Here is a 17,361-nt window from a genome sequence, read left to right as displayed (position 1 = left end):
GCGTCAGAAGACGACCAGCGCCCGGCCGCCCTTGCCCGCGAGCATGTTCTCGAAGGCCGCCGGGATGCCCTCCAGGGCGATCCGTTCGGTGACCAGGGCCGAGAGGTCCAGACGGCCGGCCCGGACGTGCTCGGCGAGCACCGGCAGGTCGCGGGCCGGGTCGGTGTTGCCGTAGACGCAGCCGGTCAGGGTGCGGCCCCAGTGGAAGATCTCCAGGGCGTTGAAGGTGACCTCCTGGTCCTTGCCGCCGATGCCGACGACCGTCGTACGGCCGCCCCGACGGGTGGAGTCCCAGGCGGCGCGGATGCTGACCGCCCGGCCCACGCACTCCACGGCGACGTCGACGCCCTGCTTGCCGGTGAGGGCGCGGATCTCGCGGGCGGTGGTGTCGGAGGCGAGGACGTAGTCGGTGGCGCCGGCCGTGCGGGCCAGTTCCTCCTTCTCGGGGGAGACGTCGACGGCCACGATCCGGGACGCGCCGGCGATCCGGGCCGCCTGGAGGGTGGCCAGGCCGACGCCGCCGACGCCGAACACGGCGACCGTCTCGCCGGGCTGGACGCGCGCCGCGTGGTGGACGGCGCCGTAGCCGGTGAGGACGGCGCAGCCGAGGAGGGCGGCGTCCGTCAGCGGCACCCCTGCGGGCAGGGGCAGGACGCAGGAGGCGGAGACGACGGTCTCCTCGGCGAACGCGGCGACGTTCAGGCCGGGGTGGAGGTCGGTGCCGTCGGTGGTGCGGGCGTAGACGTCGGCGGCTCCGTTCAGCGCGTTGGCGCACAGCCAGACCTCGCCGAGCGTGCAGGCGTGGCAGCTCCCGCAGGAGGGGGCCCAGTTGAGGACGACGCCGTCCCCCGGGGAGACGTGGCCGACCCCCTCCCCCACGGCGACGACCGTGCCGGCGCCCTCGTGGCCGAGGACGGCCGGGACCGGCACCCGCATGGTGCCGTTGGCCAGGGACAGGTCGGAGTGGCAGACGCCGGCGGCGGCGAGGCGGACCCGGACCTGTCCGGGACCGGGATCGGGCAGCTCGACGCCGGTGATCTCCAGGGGGGCGCCGATGGCGGGCAGGACGGCGGCTCGTACGGCCATGGGTGGCGGGATCCTTAGAACTGGAGGGACTTGGTCTGGAGGTACTCGGCGAGTCCGTGCGCGCCGAGTTCCCGGCCGACCCCGGACTGCTTGTAGCCGCCGAAGGGGGCGAGGGGGTTGAACCGGCCGCCGTTGATGTCGACCTGACCGGTCTCCATGCGGCGGGCGAAGGCGACCGCCTCGGCCTCGTCGCCCGCCCAGACGGCGCCGGCGAGGCCGTACACCGTGCCATTGGCGATGCGCAGGGCGTCGTCCTCGTCCTCGTAGCGCAGGACGGACAGGACGGGCCCGAAGATCTCCTCCTGGGCGACGGTCATCTCGGGGGTGACGTCGGCGAAGACGGTGGGGCTGACGAAGTAGCCCCGCTCGCGCGGGGCTTCGGGGCCGCCGGCGACGAGACGGGCGCCCTCGGCGACGCCCTTCTCGATGTACCCGAGCACGCGGGCCTGCTGCTTGGCGTTGACGACCGGGCCGATCCGGTCGCCGTACTTGACGGCGGCGGTGGCGGCCAGCTCGACGGCCTCGTCGTACCGGGCGGCGTGCACGAGCATGCGGGTCCAGGCGCTGCAGGTCTGGCCGGAGTTGGACATCACGTTGGCGACACCGACGTTCACGGCCTTGGCCAGGTCGGCGCTCGGCAGGATGACGTTGGCGGACTTGCCGCCCAGTTCCAGCGCGACCTTCTTGACGGCCGCGCCGGCCACCGCGCCGATCTGCCGGCCGACCGCCGTGGAGCCGGTGAAGGACACGAGGTCGACACCCGGGTGCTCGGCGAGGGCCTGTCCGGCGACCGGGCCGAGGCCGGTGACGAGGTTGAACACACCGGCCGGGACGCCGGCCTCGTGGACGGCCTCGGCGAAGAGCTGGGCGGTGAGCGGGGTGTCCTCGGCGGGCTTGAGGACGAGGGTGCAGCCGGCCGCCAGGGCGGGGGCGACCTTGGCGACGATCTGGTGCAGCGGGTAGTTCCAGGGGGTGATCGCGCCGACGACGCCGATGGGCTCGTGCAGCACGGTGGAGTTGCCGACCTTCTCCTCGAAGGAGTGGGTCGCGGCGAGTTCGGCGTAGGAGCCGGCGACCGCGATCGGTACGCCCGCGTGCACGGTCCGGGAGAACTGCAGCGGAGAGCCCAGCTCGGCGGTGACCGTCTCGGCGATCTCGTCCGAGCGGGCCAGCAGGACGTCCCGGAGGGCGGTGAGGCGTGCGGCGCGTTCGGCCGGGGGTGTGGCCGCCCAGGCCGGGAGGGCGGCACGGGCGGCGCGCACGGCGGTGTCGACGTCCAGCGCGGTGCCCGCCGGGACCTGGGCGATGACCTGCTCGTCGGCGGGGTTCACGACCTCGATCACGTCTCTGCTCTCGGCGGGGCGCCAGGCGCCGTCGATGTACAGGCCGTCGTGTGCCTTCATGCTGCTTCCTCCCGGCGGGTGTGCGTCGTCCGGCACACAAACTAGCGGCGTTAGTTTTTACGCGCCAGACGTCCCCGCACATCATCGCCGGGCCGGGCGGGGCTCACTCGCCCAGGTCGGGGAGCCGGGCCGGGGCCGGGCAGATGCGGTCGCCGTGCTGGTCGAAGACGAAGAGGTGCGCGAGGTCGACGAGGAGCGGCACCTGCATGCCGTGGCGCAGCCGGATGTCGGGGGTGGTGCGCACGACCAGGTCGCCGGGGAGCCGGCCCTCCGGGGGCGCGGGCTCGGTCTCCGGGGGCTGTTCCAGGACGACCACCGGTCCGGCCCGCAGCGCACTCGCCCGCTCCTTCAGCCGGTCCAGCACGCCCGTGCCGCCGTCCCGGCGGCGCCGGCGGGCGGTCCGGGAGGCCGGGCGCGGGGCCTCCAGCTCGGGTACGACGGCGGGGCTGGAGCCGGTGTCGAAGTGGACGAGGGTCTCGTGGCCCTGGAACTCCATGTGCTCCACCAGCCCGGTCAGCGGCACCTCGCCGGGCCGGGCGGAGCTGTGCTTGGCGATGCGCACCGCCTCCGAGCGCAGCCCGACGATGACCTCGCGGCCCTGCTGCACGCGGAGCAGCTGGTGGTCCAGGGAGAGGGGTTCGGGCAGCGGCAGGGCCTGCTTGCCGAGGCTGATGGTCATGGCGCCGTCCAGCGGGGCGCGGACCAGGCCGCGCAGCAGGTTGATGCGCGGGGTGCCGATGAAGGCGGCCACGAAGACGTTGCGGGGCAGCGCGTAGACCTCGCGCGGGGTGCCGACCTGCTGGAGCACGCCGCCGCGCAGGACGGCGACCCGGTCGCCGAGGGACATCGCCTCGGACTGGTCGTGGGTGACGTACACCGTGGTGACGCCGAGTTCGCGGGTGAGCCGGGATATCTCGGCCCGCAGATGGTTGCGCAGCTTGGCGTCGAGATTGGACAGCGGCTCGTCCATCAGGAAGGCGGACGGGTGGCGGGCGATGGCCCGGCCCATGGCGACCCGCTGGCGTTCGCCGCCGGAGAGCTGGCCGGGGAACCGGTCGAGCAGATCCTCGATGCCGAGCATGCGGGCGGTCGCGTCCACCCGGGCCCGGGGGTCGGTGCCGGGTGACTCGATGCGCAGCGGGAAGCCGATGTTGTCGCGGCTGGTCATGCTCGGGTAGAGGGCGAAGTTCTGGAAGACCATCGCGATGTTCCGCTCGGAGGGCTGCCAGTCGTTGGCGAACTCGCCGTCGAGGAGGAGTTCGCCGTCGTCGATCTCCTCCAGGCCCGCGATCATGCGCAGCACGGTGGACTTGCCGCAGCCGGACGGGCCGAGCAGGACGAGGAACTCACCGGGCGCGATGTCGAGGGACACCCGGTCGACGACGCGGGGGCCCCGCGCGTAGGACTTGCTCACGTCGTGCAGAGAGATGGCGCGTGTCATGCGTGCTGCCCCCGGGGGCTGTCCGGAGCGCCGCTGCTCCGTGGGTCCGAAGGCCCCGTGCGGGTCGTACGGGGCCGGGGGTCTGCCGGCGCGTGACGCGTCGTCCGCCCGCCTGAGGGCGGGCCGATCGGCCGGCGAAAATACGCCGACAGCCCCTACGCGTCACGGAAGTTAACGGAATGTGCACCCCCTGGGGAAGAGTCGGCACGACATCCGCCGTCACGAAGCCGGGAGGCACAGGGATCCGGCGCGTGCCGGAGGGGGTCATCTCGTCGCCGTCAGGTGGGCGAACACCACCACGTTGCTGGTGTAGCCGGTGCGCCGGCTGAACAGTCCGCCGCAGGTGAGCACGCGGAGCTCGGGGCGCTCGGCGGGGCCGTAGACCTCCCGGTCGGGGAAGTCGGCCTTGTCGAAGACCTTCACCCGGTCCACGGTGTAGACGGCGGTACGGCCGTCCGCGCGCCGGGCCTCGATCCGCCTGCCGGGTTTGACCAGGGCGAGCGCGGCGAAGACGGCGGGGCCGGTCCGGGTGTCCCGGTGGCCCACGGCGACGGCGGTGCCCGACTCGCCGGGGGTGGCGCCGCCCTCGTACCAGCCGACCAGCCTGGGCTTGTCGAGCGGTGGTGTCTCCAGGCGCCGGTCCGCGTCCAGCCGCAGCCCGACGACCGGCGCGTCGATGCCGAGGGACGGGACGCGGAAGGACGTCGGCCGGGACCGGGGCAGCGGACGGGGCGGGGGCGCCTCCGGCGCGGCCGCCCGGCCGGCCGCCTGGACGGAGTCGGTCCGGTCCTGCCCCTCGCACCGGACCCCCACCGTCACCAGGACGGCGACGAGCAGAGCCGTCCTGACGAGCCGGTAGGCACGGGTGCGGTGCCAGGGCCTGCGTCGGCGCCTACGCGGCGCCATGGGGGCGGCGGCGGATCAGCCGGATGTACACGGCGCCGCTGACCGCGACCAGGCCCACGGCCGCTGCCGCCGCGACGGGTGAGAAGGCGCCCGAGGTGTCGACGAGTCCGCCGCCGCCGGCGTGCACACCGCCCTTGGGGCCGTCGTTGTGGTCGCCGCCCTGGCCCCAGGCCGCGTCGCCGCGCTCGCCCTGCGGGTCGCCCTGCTGGTCACCGCGCTGGTCGCCCTGCTGGTTGTCCTGGATCTGGCCGCCGGGCCCGTGCGCCGGATCCTGCTTGCCGTCGTGGCAGTTGACGCGGAAGACCTTGCGCTTCTGCACGGCCGGCACGGTCGGTGTGGCCGGCACACCCCAGGAGATCTCGTACTGCCCGTCGGCCAGGCCCAGCGGGTCGGTGTGCCCGGCGCCGCCGGCGAGCTGGATGTCACCGGTGACGGTGGCCTGCGTGGGCAGCGGGGGCTGCGGGGTGATCTGGTAGCCGATGCGCGGCAGATTGTCGAAGTTGACGGCGTCGAGATAGAACTTGCAGACCAGCGGGTCGTCCTTGGAGACGCCGAAGGGCACACCCACGCGGTGGATCCTGATGTCGCCGTTCTCCCCCTGGGCCGCCGCTTCGGGTGCCGCCACCCATGACGCGCCCGCGGCGGCGAAGGCGGTGAGGACGAGGGTGGCGCCCGCGCGGGAGAGGGGCCGTGGAAGTGTCAGGGTGGGCATGCCAGCTCCTCCGGGTGAGTACGATTTTCATACAAATCGGCCTGTCGTTGGGACTCTGCACACACCCGGTCCCGCAGTCTCGGCACAACGCCGGACGCGCCGTCACATATCGCTCGTACGGCGCAACGCCGACCCCTTCCGCCCCGCCCCCGCCACCGCGCCGGCCCCCTCGGCCGCCCGTCCGGCACCCGGGGAGCGCAGGGCCACCCCCGCCGACAGCAGCAGCAGCGCCCCCAGCATCACGAACGGCGCGGCCGCGCCCGCAACGCCCGCGACCAGGCGGGCGCCGGCCGGTGCGGCGACCTGACCGAGCCGGTTGCCGGTCAGCCGCAGGGCGAGCGCCGTCGAGCGCGCGGCCTCGGGCGCGGCCCGGACGACCGTCGTCATGGACAGCGGCTGCCCCACGCCCAGACAGAAGCCCAGGGCGGTGAGCATCAGCCCGAGCGCCCACACCGGCACCGGCAGGGCGGCCCCCGCGCACAGCACGGCCGCCAGGAAGCAGGTCACGGTGAGCAGCACGGCGCGGCCGAGCAGCCGCAGCAGCGGGGTCAGAACGAGCCGGCAGGCGATGGTGGCACCCGCGCACAGGCTCAGCAGCACGCCGATCGCCGAGGGGGCGATGCCCCGGTGCTCGCCGACCACCGGGAGACAGGCGGTGAGGATGTCGGTGGCCGACAGGACGGAGAGGCTGATCAGCATGCCCGCCGGGACGCCCCGGGCGCGCAGGATGCCCCCGACCGGCACCCGCTCGCCGCGCGCGGTACGGGAGCCGACCGCCGTCCGGTCCTCGATGCGCCACAGCGAGGTGACCGCGACCGCCGCGCCCGCGCCCGCCACGACCAGGGCCAGGGCGCTGCTGCCGGCCAGGTCGGGGCCGCCGATCAGGGCACCGGCGGCGATCGGTCCGACGAGCCGGCCGAGGGAGGCGCCGATGGTGAAGTGCCCGAAGTTGCGGTCGTGTTCGTGCGGCGCGGACCGGCGGGCCACCAGCGACTGGGCGCCGATCACGAAGCAGAGGTGCCCGAGTCCCATCACCCCGCTCCACAGGGCCGTGGCCCAGAGGGAGTTCACGCATCCGCTCAGCACGCACCCGCCGGAGACGAGCACCACGCCGGCCGGCAGCAGCGGTGCGCACCGGCCGTGGTCGGTACGGCGGCCGAGCGGTACGGCGGCGAAGAGCGGGAGCAGGGCGTACACGCCCGCGATGACGCCGACGGCCCGCTCGTCGACGCCCAGCGCGAGGGCCCGGTAGGAGACGGCGGGCCGGGCCGTGGACACCGCCCCCTGCGCGAAGCCGGAAGGTCGCGATCATGGCGAAGCCGAGGATGGTCAGCATGAGTGGATACCTGACGTTCGCCCTTGAACATCCCACCTGGGGGTCGGCGGTGCGATGACGTTAGGTCGGCCCAAGCCTCGTCAACAAGACGTCGACGTGCGAGCAATACGAGCAGAATTGCAGGTCACAGGGTTGGACTGACCTCGACCGGCACCCCGTTCAGCACCGCGTTGCCCGACAGCGGGTCCAGCAGGCTGCCGTCGAGGAGCTGGTTGACGTTGACGCCGGGGTCGCCGGCGGCGTGGCTCAGCCGGGTGCCGGGACGGTCGTGGCCCCAGCCGTGCGGGAGGCTCACCACGCCCGGCCGGACGCCGTCGGTGACCTCGGCGGGCGCGGTCACCTCTCCCCCGGCGCCCTTGACCCGCACCGGCTCTCCGTCGCGTATGCCGAGCCGCTGGGCGTCCTCGGGGTTGAGGTGCAGGGTGCAGCGGTTGGAGCCGCCGGTGAGGGCGGGCACGTTGTGCATCCAGCTGTTGTTGGAGCGCAGATGGCGGCGGCCGACCAGGACCAGCCCGGCCGGGCGCTCGCGCAGGGCCTCCCGCAGCCGGGGCAGGTCGCCGGCGATCGGCTCGGGCAGCAGCTCGATGCGTCCGCTGACGGTCTTCAGCGGCTGCGGCAGGCGGGGGCGCAGGGGCCCGAGGTCGATGCCGTGCGGGTGGGCGAGCAGCTTCTCCAGGGTCAGCCCGTCGGGCCGGGCGCCGAAGCCGTCGCCGTACGGTCCGAGGCGCAGCATCAGGTCCAGTCGCCGCTCGGGGCCGGTCTCCCCGGTCAGCAGGGCGGCGAGGTCCTGCGGGTCGCGGCCGTGGACCGGGGAGTGCGGGTCGGCCACGGCCTTGCCGAGGGTCTGCTCGACGACCATCGCGTCGACGGCGCCCGGGTCGGCACCGTGCATGCCGGTGGCGGCCAGGATCAGCCGGGCGAGGATCTCGGTCTCGGCCATGCGGCCGGGCTCGAGCGGGACGGCGGGGCGGGTGTAGCGGACCTGGTTGCGCACGGCGAGGGTGTTGAAGGCGAAGTCGTGGTGCGGGCTCTGCGACGGCGGGGGCGGCGGCAGCACGACGTCGGCGTGGCGGGAGGTCTCGTTGAGATACGGATCGACGCTGACCATGAAGTCCAGTGACTCCAGGGCCTTGTCGAGGCGCCGGCCGTCGGGTGCGGACAGCACCGGGTTGGCCGCGATCACGACGAGCGCGCGGAGGGGCTCGCCCTCCTCGGTCGCGGTGTCGATCTCCTCGGCGAGTGCGGAGAGCGGCAGCTCGCCCTTCGCCTCGGGGAGTTGCCGTACCCGGGTGCGCCATCGGCCGAGGGCGAAGCCGCGGCCGGGGCCCGCCGGGCGGGGGGTTCTGTCGGTGGCGGCCTGCGGGAAGAGGGCGCCGCCGGGCCGGTCGAGGTTGCCGGTGAGGATGTTGAGGACGTCGACCAGCCAGCTCGCCAGGGTGCCGTGGGGCACGGTGCAGCTGCCGATGCGGGCGTAGACGGCGGCGGTGGGGGCGGCGGCCAGGTCGCGGGCGAGGGTGCGGATGAGGTCCGCGTCGAGGTCGCAGGCCGGGGCCACCGCCTCGGGGGTGAAATCGCGCAGTGCCTCGCGGAGTTCGGGCAGGCCCTGGACGTGCGGGGCGAGGCGCCTGAGGTCGGTCAGGTCCTCCTCGAAGAGCACGGTCGCCATCGCGGCGAGCAGCAGGGCGTCGGTGCCGGGGCGGATCGCGAGGTGCTGGTGCGCGAGCTTGGCGGTCCGGGTGCGGCGCGGGTCCACGACGATGAGCCGGCCGCCGCGCGCCTTCAGCGCCCGGAGCTTGCCGGGGAAGTCGGGGGCGGTGCACAGACTCCCGTTGGACTCCAGGGGGTTGGCGCCGATGAGCAGCAGATGGTCGGTGTGGTCCAGGTCCGGTACGGGGATGGCGTTGGCGTCGCCGAAGAGGAGCCCGCTGGAGACGTGCTTGGGCATCTGGTCGACCGTGGAGGCGGTGAACAGGCTGCGGGTGCCGAGGGCGCCGAGCAGCACCGGGGGGTAGAGGGCGCCGGCCATGGTGTGCACGTTGGGGTTGCCGAGGACGACACCGAGGGCGTTCGCGCCGTACCGCTCCACCACCGGGCGCAGCCCGGCGGCGACGGCGTCGAAGGCCTCCTCCCAGGTGGCCTCGCGCAGTGCGCCGTCCCTGCGGACCAGCGGGGTGCGCAGCCGGTCGGGGTCGCCGTCGACGGCGCCGAAGGAGGCGCCCTTGGGACAGATGAAGCCCTTGCTGAAGACGTCCGCGCGGTCGCCGCGCGCGCCGGTGACGCGGGTGCCCTCGACGGTGAGCGTCAGGCCGCAGGTGGCCTCGCACAAGGGGCAGATTCGCAGGGCGGTGCGGGACACGGGGTCCTCCCGGAGGGTCGGCGGCGGTGCCGGGCGGGCGAACGCCCGGGGGGCCCGGCGGCAGGGCGGGCACCGGGTGAGCATACCGACCGGTACGCATGGAGGGGAGTCCTCTTTCCCGGCCGGAGCGGGATCTCAGTCGAGCACGCGCGCCAGATACGCCCGCAGCAGCTCACGCGTCTCCTGGATGATCGCCTCGTCCCCTGCGGGATCGACCCGGAAGGCGAGCTGCACCAGGGTGTCCGCGCTCTCCACGGCGACCAGGAAGACCCGGCGCAGATCGTCGTCCGGGGTGCGGCCGAGGTAGCCGGCGAGCAGGTCGGTGAGGCGGTCGGCGACCCTGGTGTTGGGCTCGCCCTGCCGGGTGCCGACCGGGATCTGGTTGCCGAAGTCCACGAGGGAGAAGCCGGGCGCGGTGCGCTTCATACCGAGGTACTCGTCCAGGACGGCGTCCATGGCGGCCCGCCAGTCACCCCGCCGCGCCTCCTTCAGCCGCTCGGTGACGCGCTCGCTGTAGCGCTCGAGGTTGCGCTGGGCGAGGGCGTCGGCCATCTGCCGCTTGTTGCCGAAGAAGCGGTACACCGAGCCGATGGGGACCTGGGCGCGCTGGGCCACCGCCCGCGTGCTCAGGGCGTCGTAGCCGACCTCGTCGAGCAGGTCGGCGCAGGCGTCGAGGATCCTCGTCAGCCGTTCGGCACTGCGCCGCTGGACGGGCGCGCGGCGAAGCGATGTCGCGTGGGGCACGGACTTCATGATGCCTCTCCCCCCGGGTCGGGTGAACCTCGGCCCCCAGTACGGAGAACGGTGGTCGATGCACTCATCGGCCGTCGCGAGGCACCCGCGGGAGCGGGACGGTCTCTACTCCGGGGCGGTGGCGGCCGGTTCGGACTCCGCGACGGAGGCCGTTATGTCGGCGGTGCTCTCGACCGGCTTGCCCTGGACGGCCCAGACCGTGCCGTCATCGGCGTACAGGCGGGCGGTGACGTGGTGGGTGCCGTGCGGTACGAGGCGGGCGGGCAGGTGGTATCCGGGCGTGCGCAGCCGGGTCACCGGGCGGCCGTCGACGAAGAGGCCGGCGAGGCCGCGCCCGGGGACCGCCTTGTGCGGTGCGCCGGCCGGGGAGAAGCGGAAGTGGCGCGGCGTCAGCCGCACGTCCCAGCCCCCGGCGGCGTCCGGGGTCACCTCGACGCCGACCTCGGGCGCGTCCGCCGTGCCGACCTCGCGCAGGTGCCGGCCGCTGTCGTCCGTGCCGTTCAGCACCTTGCCCACCGGGGAGGGCGAGACGGCACCCGTGTGCGCCTCGCCGGTCCCGCAGCCCCCCGCACCGAGCGACACCAGGACACCGACCGCGAGTGCGGTGAGGGTGCGGCCCTTCCACGACCTCCATGACATGTCCCGGAGACTAGAACAGCGCTTCGCCACCCCGAATCCCCCTGAAGTCTGGTTCCGCCCCTACCTGAGAGGGACCCCGCACGCCCCGGAGAGGACCCCGGGGCCCTCTTGCGCCCGCCCCCGGCTATTCCTACGGTGATGCATAGGAATCAGGAGCGCAAGGGAGCGATCATGAGCGGGGACGCACGCAAGAGCGCCGAGGGACTGTCGTACCTGTCGGGGTTCGGCAACGAACACGCCTCGGAAGCGGTGCCGGGCGCCCTCCCAGAGGGCCGCAACTCGCCGCAGCGCGCGCCGCTCGGCCTGTACGCGGAGCAGCTCAGCGGTGCGGCGTTCACCGAGCCCCGGGCGCACAACCGCCGCTCCTGGCTGTACCGCGTCCGCCCGTCCGCCGCGCACCCGGCGTTCACCCGCACCGGCAACGGCGCGATCCGCACGGCCCCCTTCACCGAGACGGTGCCCGACCCCAACCGGCTGCGCTGGAACCCGCTGCCCGAGCCGCCGGCGGGGACCGACTTCCTCGCCGGTCTGTGGACGCTGGGCGGCAACGGCGACGCGGCCCAGCGCACGGGCATGGCAGTGCACCTGTACCACGCCAACTCCTCGATGGAGCGGGTCTTCTCCGACGCCGACGGCGAGCTGCTGATCGTGCCGGAACAGGGCGGCCTGCTGCTGCACACCGAGTTCGGACGGCTGCATGTGGAGCCGGCCCAGGTGGCGTTGATCCCGCGTGGGGTGCGCTTCCGTGTGGAGCTGCTGGACGAGTGTGCGCGTGGCTATGTGTGCGAGAACTATGGGGCGCCCTTCCGGCTGCCCGACCTCGGCCCGATCGGCGCCAACGGGCTCGCGAACGCCCGGGACTTCCGGGCGCCGGTCGCCGCGTACGAGGACGTGGAGGGCCCGGTGGAGGTGGTGAACAAGTTCTGCGGCAACCTCTGGACGGCCACCTACGACCACTCCCCGCTCGACGTGGTCGCCTGGCACGGCAACCATGTGCCGTACCTCTACGATCTGCGCCGCTTCAATGTGATCGGCACCATCTCCTACGACCATCCGGACCCGTCGATCTTCACAGTCCTGACGTCGCCGTCGGACACTCCGGGCCTGGCCGGTGTGGACTTCGTGGTCTTCGCGCCGCGCTGGCTGGTGGGTGAGGACACCTTCCGGCCGCCGTACTTCCACCGGAACGTGATGAGCGAGTACATGGGCCTGATCGAGGGGGCCTACGACGCGAAGGCGGAGGGCTTCGTGCCGGGCGGCGGCTCGCTGCACAACATGATGTCGGCGCACGGCCCGGACCGGGAGACGTTCGACCGGGCGAGCGCGGCGGAGCTGCGGCCGCAGAAGATCGACGACGGGCTGGCGTTCATGTTCGAGACCCGCTGGCCGGTGACGCTCACCCCGCAGGCGGCGGGGGCGGACCATCTCCAGCCGCGCTACGACGACGTGTGGCAGGGTCTGGAGCGCCACTTCCGTCCATTGCACTGACCACACCCCGACAGGTACGGATAGCCGTGTGACCGCCTTCGCTCCGGATTCGATCGTCCTGAACCGCAAGCTGCCGCTGTGGTACCAGGTGTCGCAGTCGCTGCGCGCCTCGATACTCGGCCGCTCCCCGCGGGACCCGCTGCGCCTGCCCACCGAGGAGCAGCTCGCGGAGCACTACGGGGTCAGCGTGCTGACCATGCGGCAGGCGCTGAAGGAGCTGGAGGACGAGGGGCTGATCAGCCGGCACCGGCGGCGCGGCACGTTCATCGAGCCGGGGGCGCGGCGCGGGGCCCCGGTGCGGCTGCTGGGCTCGGTGGACGCGATCGTGGCCCAGCAGTCCGGGATGACGACCGAGCTGCTGGACCACGGGGAGGCGCCGGTGGCCGGCGAACTCGCCGAGTACTTCCCGGATCTCGCCCAGGTGGCGTCGTACCACCGGCTGCGCTGCGACGAGAAGACCGGCGAGCCGACCAACCACGCCCGCAACCACGTCCGCCCCGAACTGGCCGCGCGGATCGACCTGGAGGATCTGGTCCGCTGGCCGATGACGAAGGTGCTGCGGGACGTCGTCGGGGCGGACATCAGCCGCATCACGGACACCGTGGAGGCCCGGCTCGCCGACCCGGAGACCGCGCGGCTGCTCGAGGTGCCGCTGCTCAGCCCGATCCTGCACTACACGGGCGTGACGTACGACGCCGGGGGGCGGGTGCTGGACGTGGCGGTCATCCACTACCGGGGCGACCGCTTCTCCTTCACGGTGACCCTCGACGCCACCTAGGGCCTGTCTGACAATCCCCGTCGTTGCCCGAAGGGCGGCCGCGCGGCGTCAGGTGCGTGCTCTCGGCGTGCCGGCCCCAGGCCCTCGTACTGGATGTACTTGGGTCCGGGGTCGGTGCGGCGAGAGTGCGTGCATGGCGTCGGGCGGCAGACGCGAATTGTCAGACAGGCCCTGGGCCTGTCACCGGCAGGTCGTACGATGCCCAGCGTGACGCACGACGACGCTCCGCTGCTGGCGGACCTCATGCCGTGGTCCGTCGCACCGCTGCGGCCGGGCCGCGCCTGGCCGACGGCCCCCGACCCGGCGTGTCTGAGGGCCCGCTGGGACGCGCTGCTCCGGGCCGAAGGGCCCGACCGGGAGGCGCTGTTCGGCCCGACGCGCTCGCGCACGCTGCGCTCCGCGGTGGCCCAGTTGCCCGGCCGGTCCACCGGTACCGAGCCGCTGGCGCGCGCGGAGGGCCCCTGCGCGGAGCCGGTACGGGTGCTGGCGGCACCCTTCGACGAACAGTGGCTGATCCCGGACCACCGGCTGCTCGACGTGGCCCGGCCCGAGCTGTGGCGGGTGGCGGACGAACAGCAGGTGTTCGTGGTGGAGACGGGCGCCGAGGACCCTCTGCTGGCCACGTCGGTCCTGCCCACGCTCCGCACCGGCCGCATCCGCCCCCTGTACCGCCGCCCGGGCGGCACGGAGCCGAACCTCGCGCCGGGTCTGCTGGACCATCTGGCCGCCCGCCTGGGTCACCGCCCGGCGCCGGCCGACGTCCTGGCGTGGATCCTCTGGACGGTCCGCCCGGACCTCACGGTGCCGCTCACCGGGGACGGCGAGGTGTGGGCGCGGGGGGTCGAGTCGGGCCGCCGCATGCTGTGGCTGATGCGCCGCGACGGCGAACGCCCCAAACTGCCCGGTGGCCGCCGCCCCTACGTCCGCGCGCCCCTGCCCGCGCGTCCCCTCGCCCTCCACTACGACCGCGACGAGGAGACCCTCCACGTCGACGAGGGCCGCATCTCCCCCGTCCCGCCCGAGGCCTGGGACTACGAACTGGCCGGCGCGCGCGTCCTCGAGTCCTGGTTCGCGTCCCGCACGGCCCCGCCCGAGCCGGGCACCCTGACGGCGATCCGCCCCGCGACCTGGCCGCAGGCCTGGACCTCGGAACTCCTGGAACTGATCACGGTCCTGGCCCTCCTGGCAGAGCTGAAGCCGATCCGGGCCGCGCTGTCCCCGACCTCGCCGATCACCTCCACCGACCTGCGCCGGGCCGGCATCCTCCCGCCCCCGCCGTCCGCCCGCCGCCCCGCCTCGGTCCTGACCCACCCCGAGGAGGGCCCGAACGGCCAGTTCGCCCTGCTCTGGCGATGAGCGGTCACTGACGGCGTCCGAGGGCGGCCTCGAGCCGCGCGATGTCCTCGGCGTCCTTCACCCGCCGGGGCCGCGAGGGGTCCCACACGGGCATCATCCGCTTGATCTCCACCTGCACCCGCGGGCAGACGATCGCCGCCTCCAGCTCCCCGATGCGGCCCGGCTCCGCCCCGAGCAGCCCGTCGGGCCAGGGGGTGCCGGCCCAGGGGCCGCCCGCGACGGTGACCCGGCCCGCCGCATCGCGGGCCAGGAGGGTGAAGCTGCTGTCCAGGCCGTCCTTGACGAAGTCGAGCTGGAGGGCGGGGGGCGGTCCGGGCACCGGTCGGTGGCCGAGCCGGGTCAGGGTGTCGGTGAGGGTGCCCGCGTCCCGCGCCCAGGCGAACCAGTCGATGTCCCCGTGGTCCCGGGTCACCTCGCCGAGGAAGAAGTCCATCGCCCAGCCCCCGCGCAGCCACAGGGGGATGCCGTGGTCGTCTGCGGCCCGCACGGTCTCGGCGATCAGGGCGAGCTGGCCCTGCGCGCGCTCCCGGTTCACTCCCCCTCCCGCCGTGCCGTCCCGTCGGGCCGGCGCGGCGTGTACGCGTCGAGGACTCTTTCCAGTGCCCGCTGGAACACCGCCTCCAGGTCGATCGGTCCCGCATCCTCGGCGAAGGCCGCCGCCATGCGGGGATACGCGCCGGAGGCGATCTGGCTGCCGAGGTAGGCGATGCGGACGGCGTTCTCCTGATCCTCGGACCACGGCAGGGCGCGCACCCGTTCGGCGGTGTCGAGTTCGTTGCGCACGTAGGTCGTCACCACACCGTTGAGCATCGCGATCAGCTCCAGCTTGGTGCCGTAGGGCGCCTCCAGCGGGTCCAGGCAGGCCAGGCAGTGCTCGAGGTAGCGCAGGGCGTGCGGGCTGAAACCGTAGACCGGGGACATCAGGCGCGGCAGCCACGGGTGCCGGTGCATCAGCGCGCGGGTCTGGTGGGCCACCCGCAGCATGTCGGCCCGCCAGTCGCCGCTCGGCTCCCACAGCTCGTGCTCGGCGCTGATGGCGTCCACCATCAGCTCGTACAGGTCCTCCTTGCGCGGCACGTAGTTGTACAGCGACATGGTGCCGCAGCCCAGTTCGGCCGCGACGCGCCGCATGGACACCGCGTCGAGCCCCTCCGCGTCGGCGATCCGGACGGACGCCGCCGCGATGTCGTCGCGCGTGTACGCCGGCTTCGGACCCCGTCCCGTGCGCTCGGGGCGCGCCCAGATCACTTCGGGGACGGCCCCTCGGACTGCCATCGGTCATCACCTCGGTCACCATCCTAGTTACGTACACCGTACGTAGTGCGGTATGGTCGGCGCATGACTACTACGTACGCTGTACTTAGTGAAGGTCTGGAGAAGCGCTTCGGCGCCGTCCACGCCGTGCGCGGCCTCGATCTGGCGGTCGCCCGGGGCACGGTGTGCGGGCTCCTCGGACCGAACGGCGCCGGCAAGACGACGGCCGTACGGCTGCTCACCACGCTGCTGCGGCCCGACGCCGGCTCCGCGCGCGTCGCGGGCCACGACCTGGTCCGCGAGGCGGCGGCCGTACGGCGCCGGATCGGCGTCACCGGGCAGTACGCGTCGGTCGACGGCGACCTCACCGGCCGGGAGAACCTCCGGCTGTTCGCGCGGCTGCACCGGGTGGCGGCGCCCGCCCGCCGGGCCGAGGAGCTGCTGGAGCGGTTCGGGCTGGCCGAGGCGGCGAACCGGAAGGCGTCCGCCTACTCCGGCGGCATGCGCCGTCGGCTGGACCTGGCCGCGAGCCTGATCCGGCGGCCCGACGTGCTCTTCCTCGACGAACCGACCACCGGACTCGACCCGGCGAGCCGCACCCGGATCTGGGAGGCGGTGCGCGAGCTGAAGGCCGAGGGCACGACCGTGCTGCTGACCACGCAGTACCTGGAGGAGGCCGACCAACTCGCCGACGACATCGCCCTGATGAACCTGGGAACGGTCGCGCACACCGGCTCCCCCGCCGAGCTCAAGGCCCTCATCGGCTCCTACGCGGAGGTCGTCGTCGCCCATGCGGACGGGCTGCCGGCGGCGGCCGCGGTCCTGGACCACCTCACCGGGTGCGAACCCGTCCTCGACCGCGACCGCCGCACCGCCGGCGCGGTCACCACCGACCCGACCCTCACCCTGCCCCGCCTGGTGCGCGAGCTGGACGCGGCCGGGGTGCCGTTGCTCGACGCGAGCCTGCGGCCGCCCACCCTCGACGACGTCTTCCTGCGGCTCACCGGAGAGACCGCCGACCACAAGGAGCTGGTGACATGAGCGCCTTCGCCCACGACGGCCTGGCGATGACGGGCCGGCAGCTGCGCCGGGTCCGCAACAGCCCGGGCCTGGCCGTCCTGACCCAGATGATGCCGGTGAACATGCTGCTCTTCTTCGGGTACGTGTTCGGCAGCGCGCTGGCGATGCCCGGCCGTGAGTACCGCTCCTTCCTGGTGCCCGGCCTGCTGGTGGCGACCGCGGCCGGCGGGCTGATGACCGGCATGTTCCAGGCCGCCGCGGACACGCACCGCGGCGTGACGGACCGCTTCCGCACGATGCCGGTGAGCCGGGCCGCCGTACCGCTCGGGCAGGCGGTGGCCGACCTCGTCGTCACGACCGCCGGGACCGTGCCGCTGCTGCTGGTGGGGCTCGCCGTGGGCTGGCGGATCGAGGGGTCCGCGCTCGCGGCCGCCGGGGCCGTGGGGCTGTTGCTGCTCTTCCGGTTCGCGTGCACCTGCGCCGGGATCTTCCTCGGGCTGCTCACCCGCAGCGAGGACGCCGCCGGACAACTCGGCGCCTCCTCCTTCGTCCTGCCGCTGCTGTCCAACGCCTACATCCCGACCGACAACCTCCCCGGCTGGCTGCGCACGCTCGCCGAGTGGAACCCGATCAGCGCGGTGACCACCGCCCTGCGGGACCTGTTCGGCAACGCGCCCGCCCCGGAGGGCGCGGCCTGGCCGGTGGCCCACCCGGTCGCCGGGGCGCTCGCCTGGAGCCTCGCGCTGACCGCCCTCTTCCTGCCGCTCGCCGTACGCCGGTACGCGCACGGGGAGCGGTGACCTGCACCGCTGACAGAGCTGCGTCCCAGGGGC

16 protein-coding genes are annotated in these 17,361 nt (G+C 73.8%); 5 read left to right on the top strand and 11 right to left on the bottom strand.

Features of this window, described 5'->3' with window-relative positions:
- Positions 1-3: 3 nt before the first annotated feature.
- The 9 genes from ACZ404_RS02820 to ACZ404_RS02780 form a co-directional block, all read right to left on the bottom strand.
- Positions 4-1,086, bottom strand: coding sequence for a Zn-dependent alcohol dehydrogenase (locus ACZ404_RS02820; RefSeq protein WP_468435477.1), 1,083 nt, complete (start codon positions 1,084-1,086; stop codon positions 4-6).
- Between the two features lie 14 nt (positions 1,087-1,100).
- Entirely contained in the window at positions 1,101-2,489 is a 1,389-nt protein-coding gene (locus ACZ404_RS02815; RefSeq protein WP_468435476.1) for an aldehyde dehydrogenase family protein, read from the bottom strand.
- Positions 2,490-2,592: 103 nt separating this feature from the next.
- The gene (locus tag ACZ404_RS02810; protein WP_468435475.1) at positions 2,593-3,930 is read right to left on the bottom strand and encodes an ABC transporter ATP-binding protein; all 1,338 of its coding nucleotides are present in this window, start codon (positions 3,928-3,930) and stop codon (positions 2,593-2,595) included.
- 264 nt (positions 3,931-4,194) lie between these two features.
- Positions 4,195-4,836 (bottom strand): class F sortase, encoded by a 642-nt coding sequence (locus tag ACZ404_RS02805; RefSeq protein ID WP_468435474.1) that lies wholly within the window; start codon positions 4,834-4,836, stop codon positions 4,195-4,197.
- A complete protein-coding gene (locus ACZ404_RS02800; protein ID WP_468435473.1) occupies positions 4,823-5,548 on the bottom strand; it encodes a hypothetical protein in 726 nt (241 codons plus the stop codon). The genes ACZ404_RS02805 and ACZ404_RS02800 overlap by 14 nt, the downstream gene beginning before the upstream one ends.
- A 102-nt stretch (positions 5,549-5,650) precedes the next feature.
- Positions 5,651-6,826, bottom strand: coding sequence for an MFS transporter (locus ACZ404_RS02795; RefSeq protein WP_468435472.1), 1,176 nt, complete (start codon positions 6,824-6,826; stop codon positions 5,651-5,653).
- Between the two features lie 182 nt (positions 6,827-7,008).
- Positions 7,009-9,240, bottom strand: coding sequence for a molybdopterin oxidoreductase family protein (locus ACZ404_RS02790; RefSeq protein WP_468435471.1), 2,232 nt, complete (start codon positions 9,238-9,240; stop codon positions 7,009-7,011).
- 135 nt (positions 9,241-9,375) lie between these two features.
- The gene (locus ACZ404_RS02785) at positions 9,376-9,993 is read right to left on the bottom strand and encodes a TetR/AcrR family transcriptional regulator (protein WP_468435470.1); all 618 of its coding nucleotides are present in this window, start codon (positions 9,991-9,993) and stop codon (positions 9,376-9,378) included.
- 105 nt (positions 9,994-10,098) lie between these two features.
- On the bottom strand, positions 10,099-10,632 hold the full coding sequence (locus tag ACZ404_RS02780) for a hypothetical protein (RefSeq protein ID WP_468435469.1): 534 nt from the start codon (positions 10,630-10,632) through the stop codon (positions 10,099-10,101).
- Between the two features lie 171 nt (positions 10,633-10,803).
- Here ACZ404_RS02780 and hmgA point away from each other — a divergent pair, with 171 nt between their 5' ends.
- From hmgA to ACZ404_RS02765, 3 genes are all read left to right on the top strand, one after another.
- Positions 10,804-12,120 carry a homogentisate 1,2-dioxygenase gene (gene hmgA / locus ACZ404_RS02775; RefSeq protein WP_468435468.1) on the top strand — a complete coding sequence of 439 codons (1,317 nt, stop codon included), beginning with the start codon at positions 10,804-10,806 and terminating at the stop codon, positions 12,118-12,120.
- Positions 12,121-12,148: 28 nt separating this feature from the next.
- Positions 12,149-12,898, top strand: coding sequence for a GntR family transcriptional regulator (locus tag ACZ404_RS02770; RefSeq protein ID WP_468435467.1), 750 nt, complete (start codon positions 12,149-12,151; stop codon positions 12,896-12,898).
- Between the two features lie 198 nt (positions 12,899-13,096).
- On the top strand, positions 13,097-14,254 hold the full coding sequence (locus tag ACZ404_RS02765; RefSeq protein ID WP_468435466.1) for a type ISP restriction/modification enzyme: 1,158 nt from the start codon (positions 13,097-13,099) through the stop codon (positions 14,252-14,254).
- Between the two features lie 4 nt (positions 14,255-14,258).
- Here ACZ404_RS02765 and ACZ404_RS02760 read toward each other — a convergent pair whose 3' ends face one another.
- Both ACZ404_RS02760 and ACZ404_RS02755 read right to left on the bottom strand, forming a co-directional pair.
- Entirely contained in the window at positions 14,259-14,789 is a 531-nt protein-coding gene (locus tag ACZ404_RS02760) for a nucleotidyltransferase domain-containing protein (protein WP_468435465.1), read from the bottom strand.
- On the bottom strand, positions 14,786-15,529 hold the full coding sequence (locus ACZ404_RS02755) for a TetR/AcrR family transcriptional regulator (protein ID WP_468435464.1): 744 nt from the start codon (positions 15,527-15,529) through the stop codon (positions 14,786-14,788). The genes ACZ404_RS02760 and ACZ404_RS02755 overlap by 4 nt, the downstream gene beginning before the upstream one ends.
- A gap of 63 nt (positions 15,530-15,592) precedes the next feature.
- Between ACZ404_RS02755 and ACZ404_RS02750 the strand changes: the two genes are divergently transcribed.
- Positions 15,593-16,549, top strand: a complete 957-nt coding sequence (locus ACZ404_RS02750) for an ATP-binding cassette domain-containing protein (protein WP_468435463.1) — start codon at positions 15,593-15,595, stop codon at positions 16,547-16,549.
- A complete protein-coding gene (locus ACZ404_RS02745; protein ID WP_468435462.1) occupies positions 16,546-17,328 on the top strand; it encodes an ABC transporter permease in 783 nt (260 codons plus the stop codon). Before ACZ404_RS02750 ends, ACZ404_RS02745 begins: the two co-directional genes overlap by 4 nt.
- Positions 17,329-17,361: the final 33 nt, after the last annotated feature.

Source organism: Streptomyces sp. NPDC030798, assembly GCF_055572275.1.
Note: the sequence above shows the minus strand (reverse complement) of the source record. Positions and strands in the feature narration are given on the sequence as shown.

Coding starts and splice junctions, on each gene's coding strand:
- ACZ404_RS02780 (WP_468435469.1), bottom strand. CDS start 10,632: ATGTCATGGAGGTCGTGGAAGGGCCGCACCCTCACCGCACTCGCGGTC.
- ACZ404_RS02815 (WP_468435476.1), bottom strand. CDS start 2,489: ATGAAGGCACACGACGGCCTGTACATCGACGGCGCCTGGCGCCCCGCC.
- ACZ404_RS02765 (WP_468435466.1), top strand. CDS start 13,097: ATGCCCAGCGTGACGCACGACGACGCTCCGCTGCTGGCGGACCTCATG.
- ACZ404_RS02820 (WP_468435477.1), bottom strand. CDS start 1,086: ATGGCCGTACGAGCCGCCGTCCTGCCCGCCATCGGCGCCCCCCTGGAG.
- ACZ404_RS02755 (WP_468435464.1), bottom strand. CDS start 15,529: ATGGCAGTCCGAGGGGCCGTCCCCGAAGTGATCTGGGCGCGCCCCGAG.
- ACZ404_RS02800 (WP_468435473.1), bottom strand. CDS start 5,548: ATGCCCACCCTGACACTTCCACGGCCCCTCTCCCGCGCGGGCGCCACC.
- ACZ404_RS02805 (WP_468435474.1), bottom strand. CDS start 4,836: ATGGCGCCGCGTAGGCGCCGACGCAGGCCCTGGCACCGCACCCGTGCC.
- ACZ404_RS02750 (WP_468435463.1), top strand. CDS start 15,593: ATGACTACTACGTACGCTGTACTTAGTGAAGGTCTGGAGAAGCGCTTC.
- ACZ404_RS02785 (WP_468435470.1), bottom strand. CDS start 9,993: ATGAAGTCCGTGCCCCACGCGACATCGCTTCGCCGCGCGCCCGTCCAG.
- ACZ404_RS02745 (WP_468435462.1), top strand. CDS start 16,546: ATGAGCGCCTTCGCCCACGACGGCCTGGCGATGACGGGCCGGCAGCTG.
- hmgA (WP_468435468.1), top strand. CDS start 10,804: ATGAGCGGGGACGCACGCAAGAGCGCCGAGGGACTGTCGTACCTGTCG.
- ACZ404_RS02810 (WP_468435475.1), bottom strand. CDS start 3,930: ATGACACGCGCCATCTCTCTGCACGACGTGAGCAAGTCCTACGCGCGG.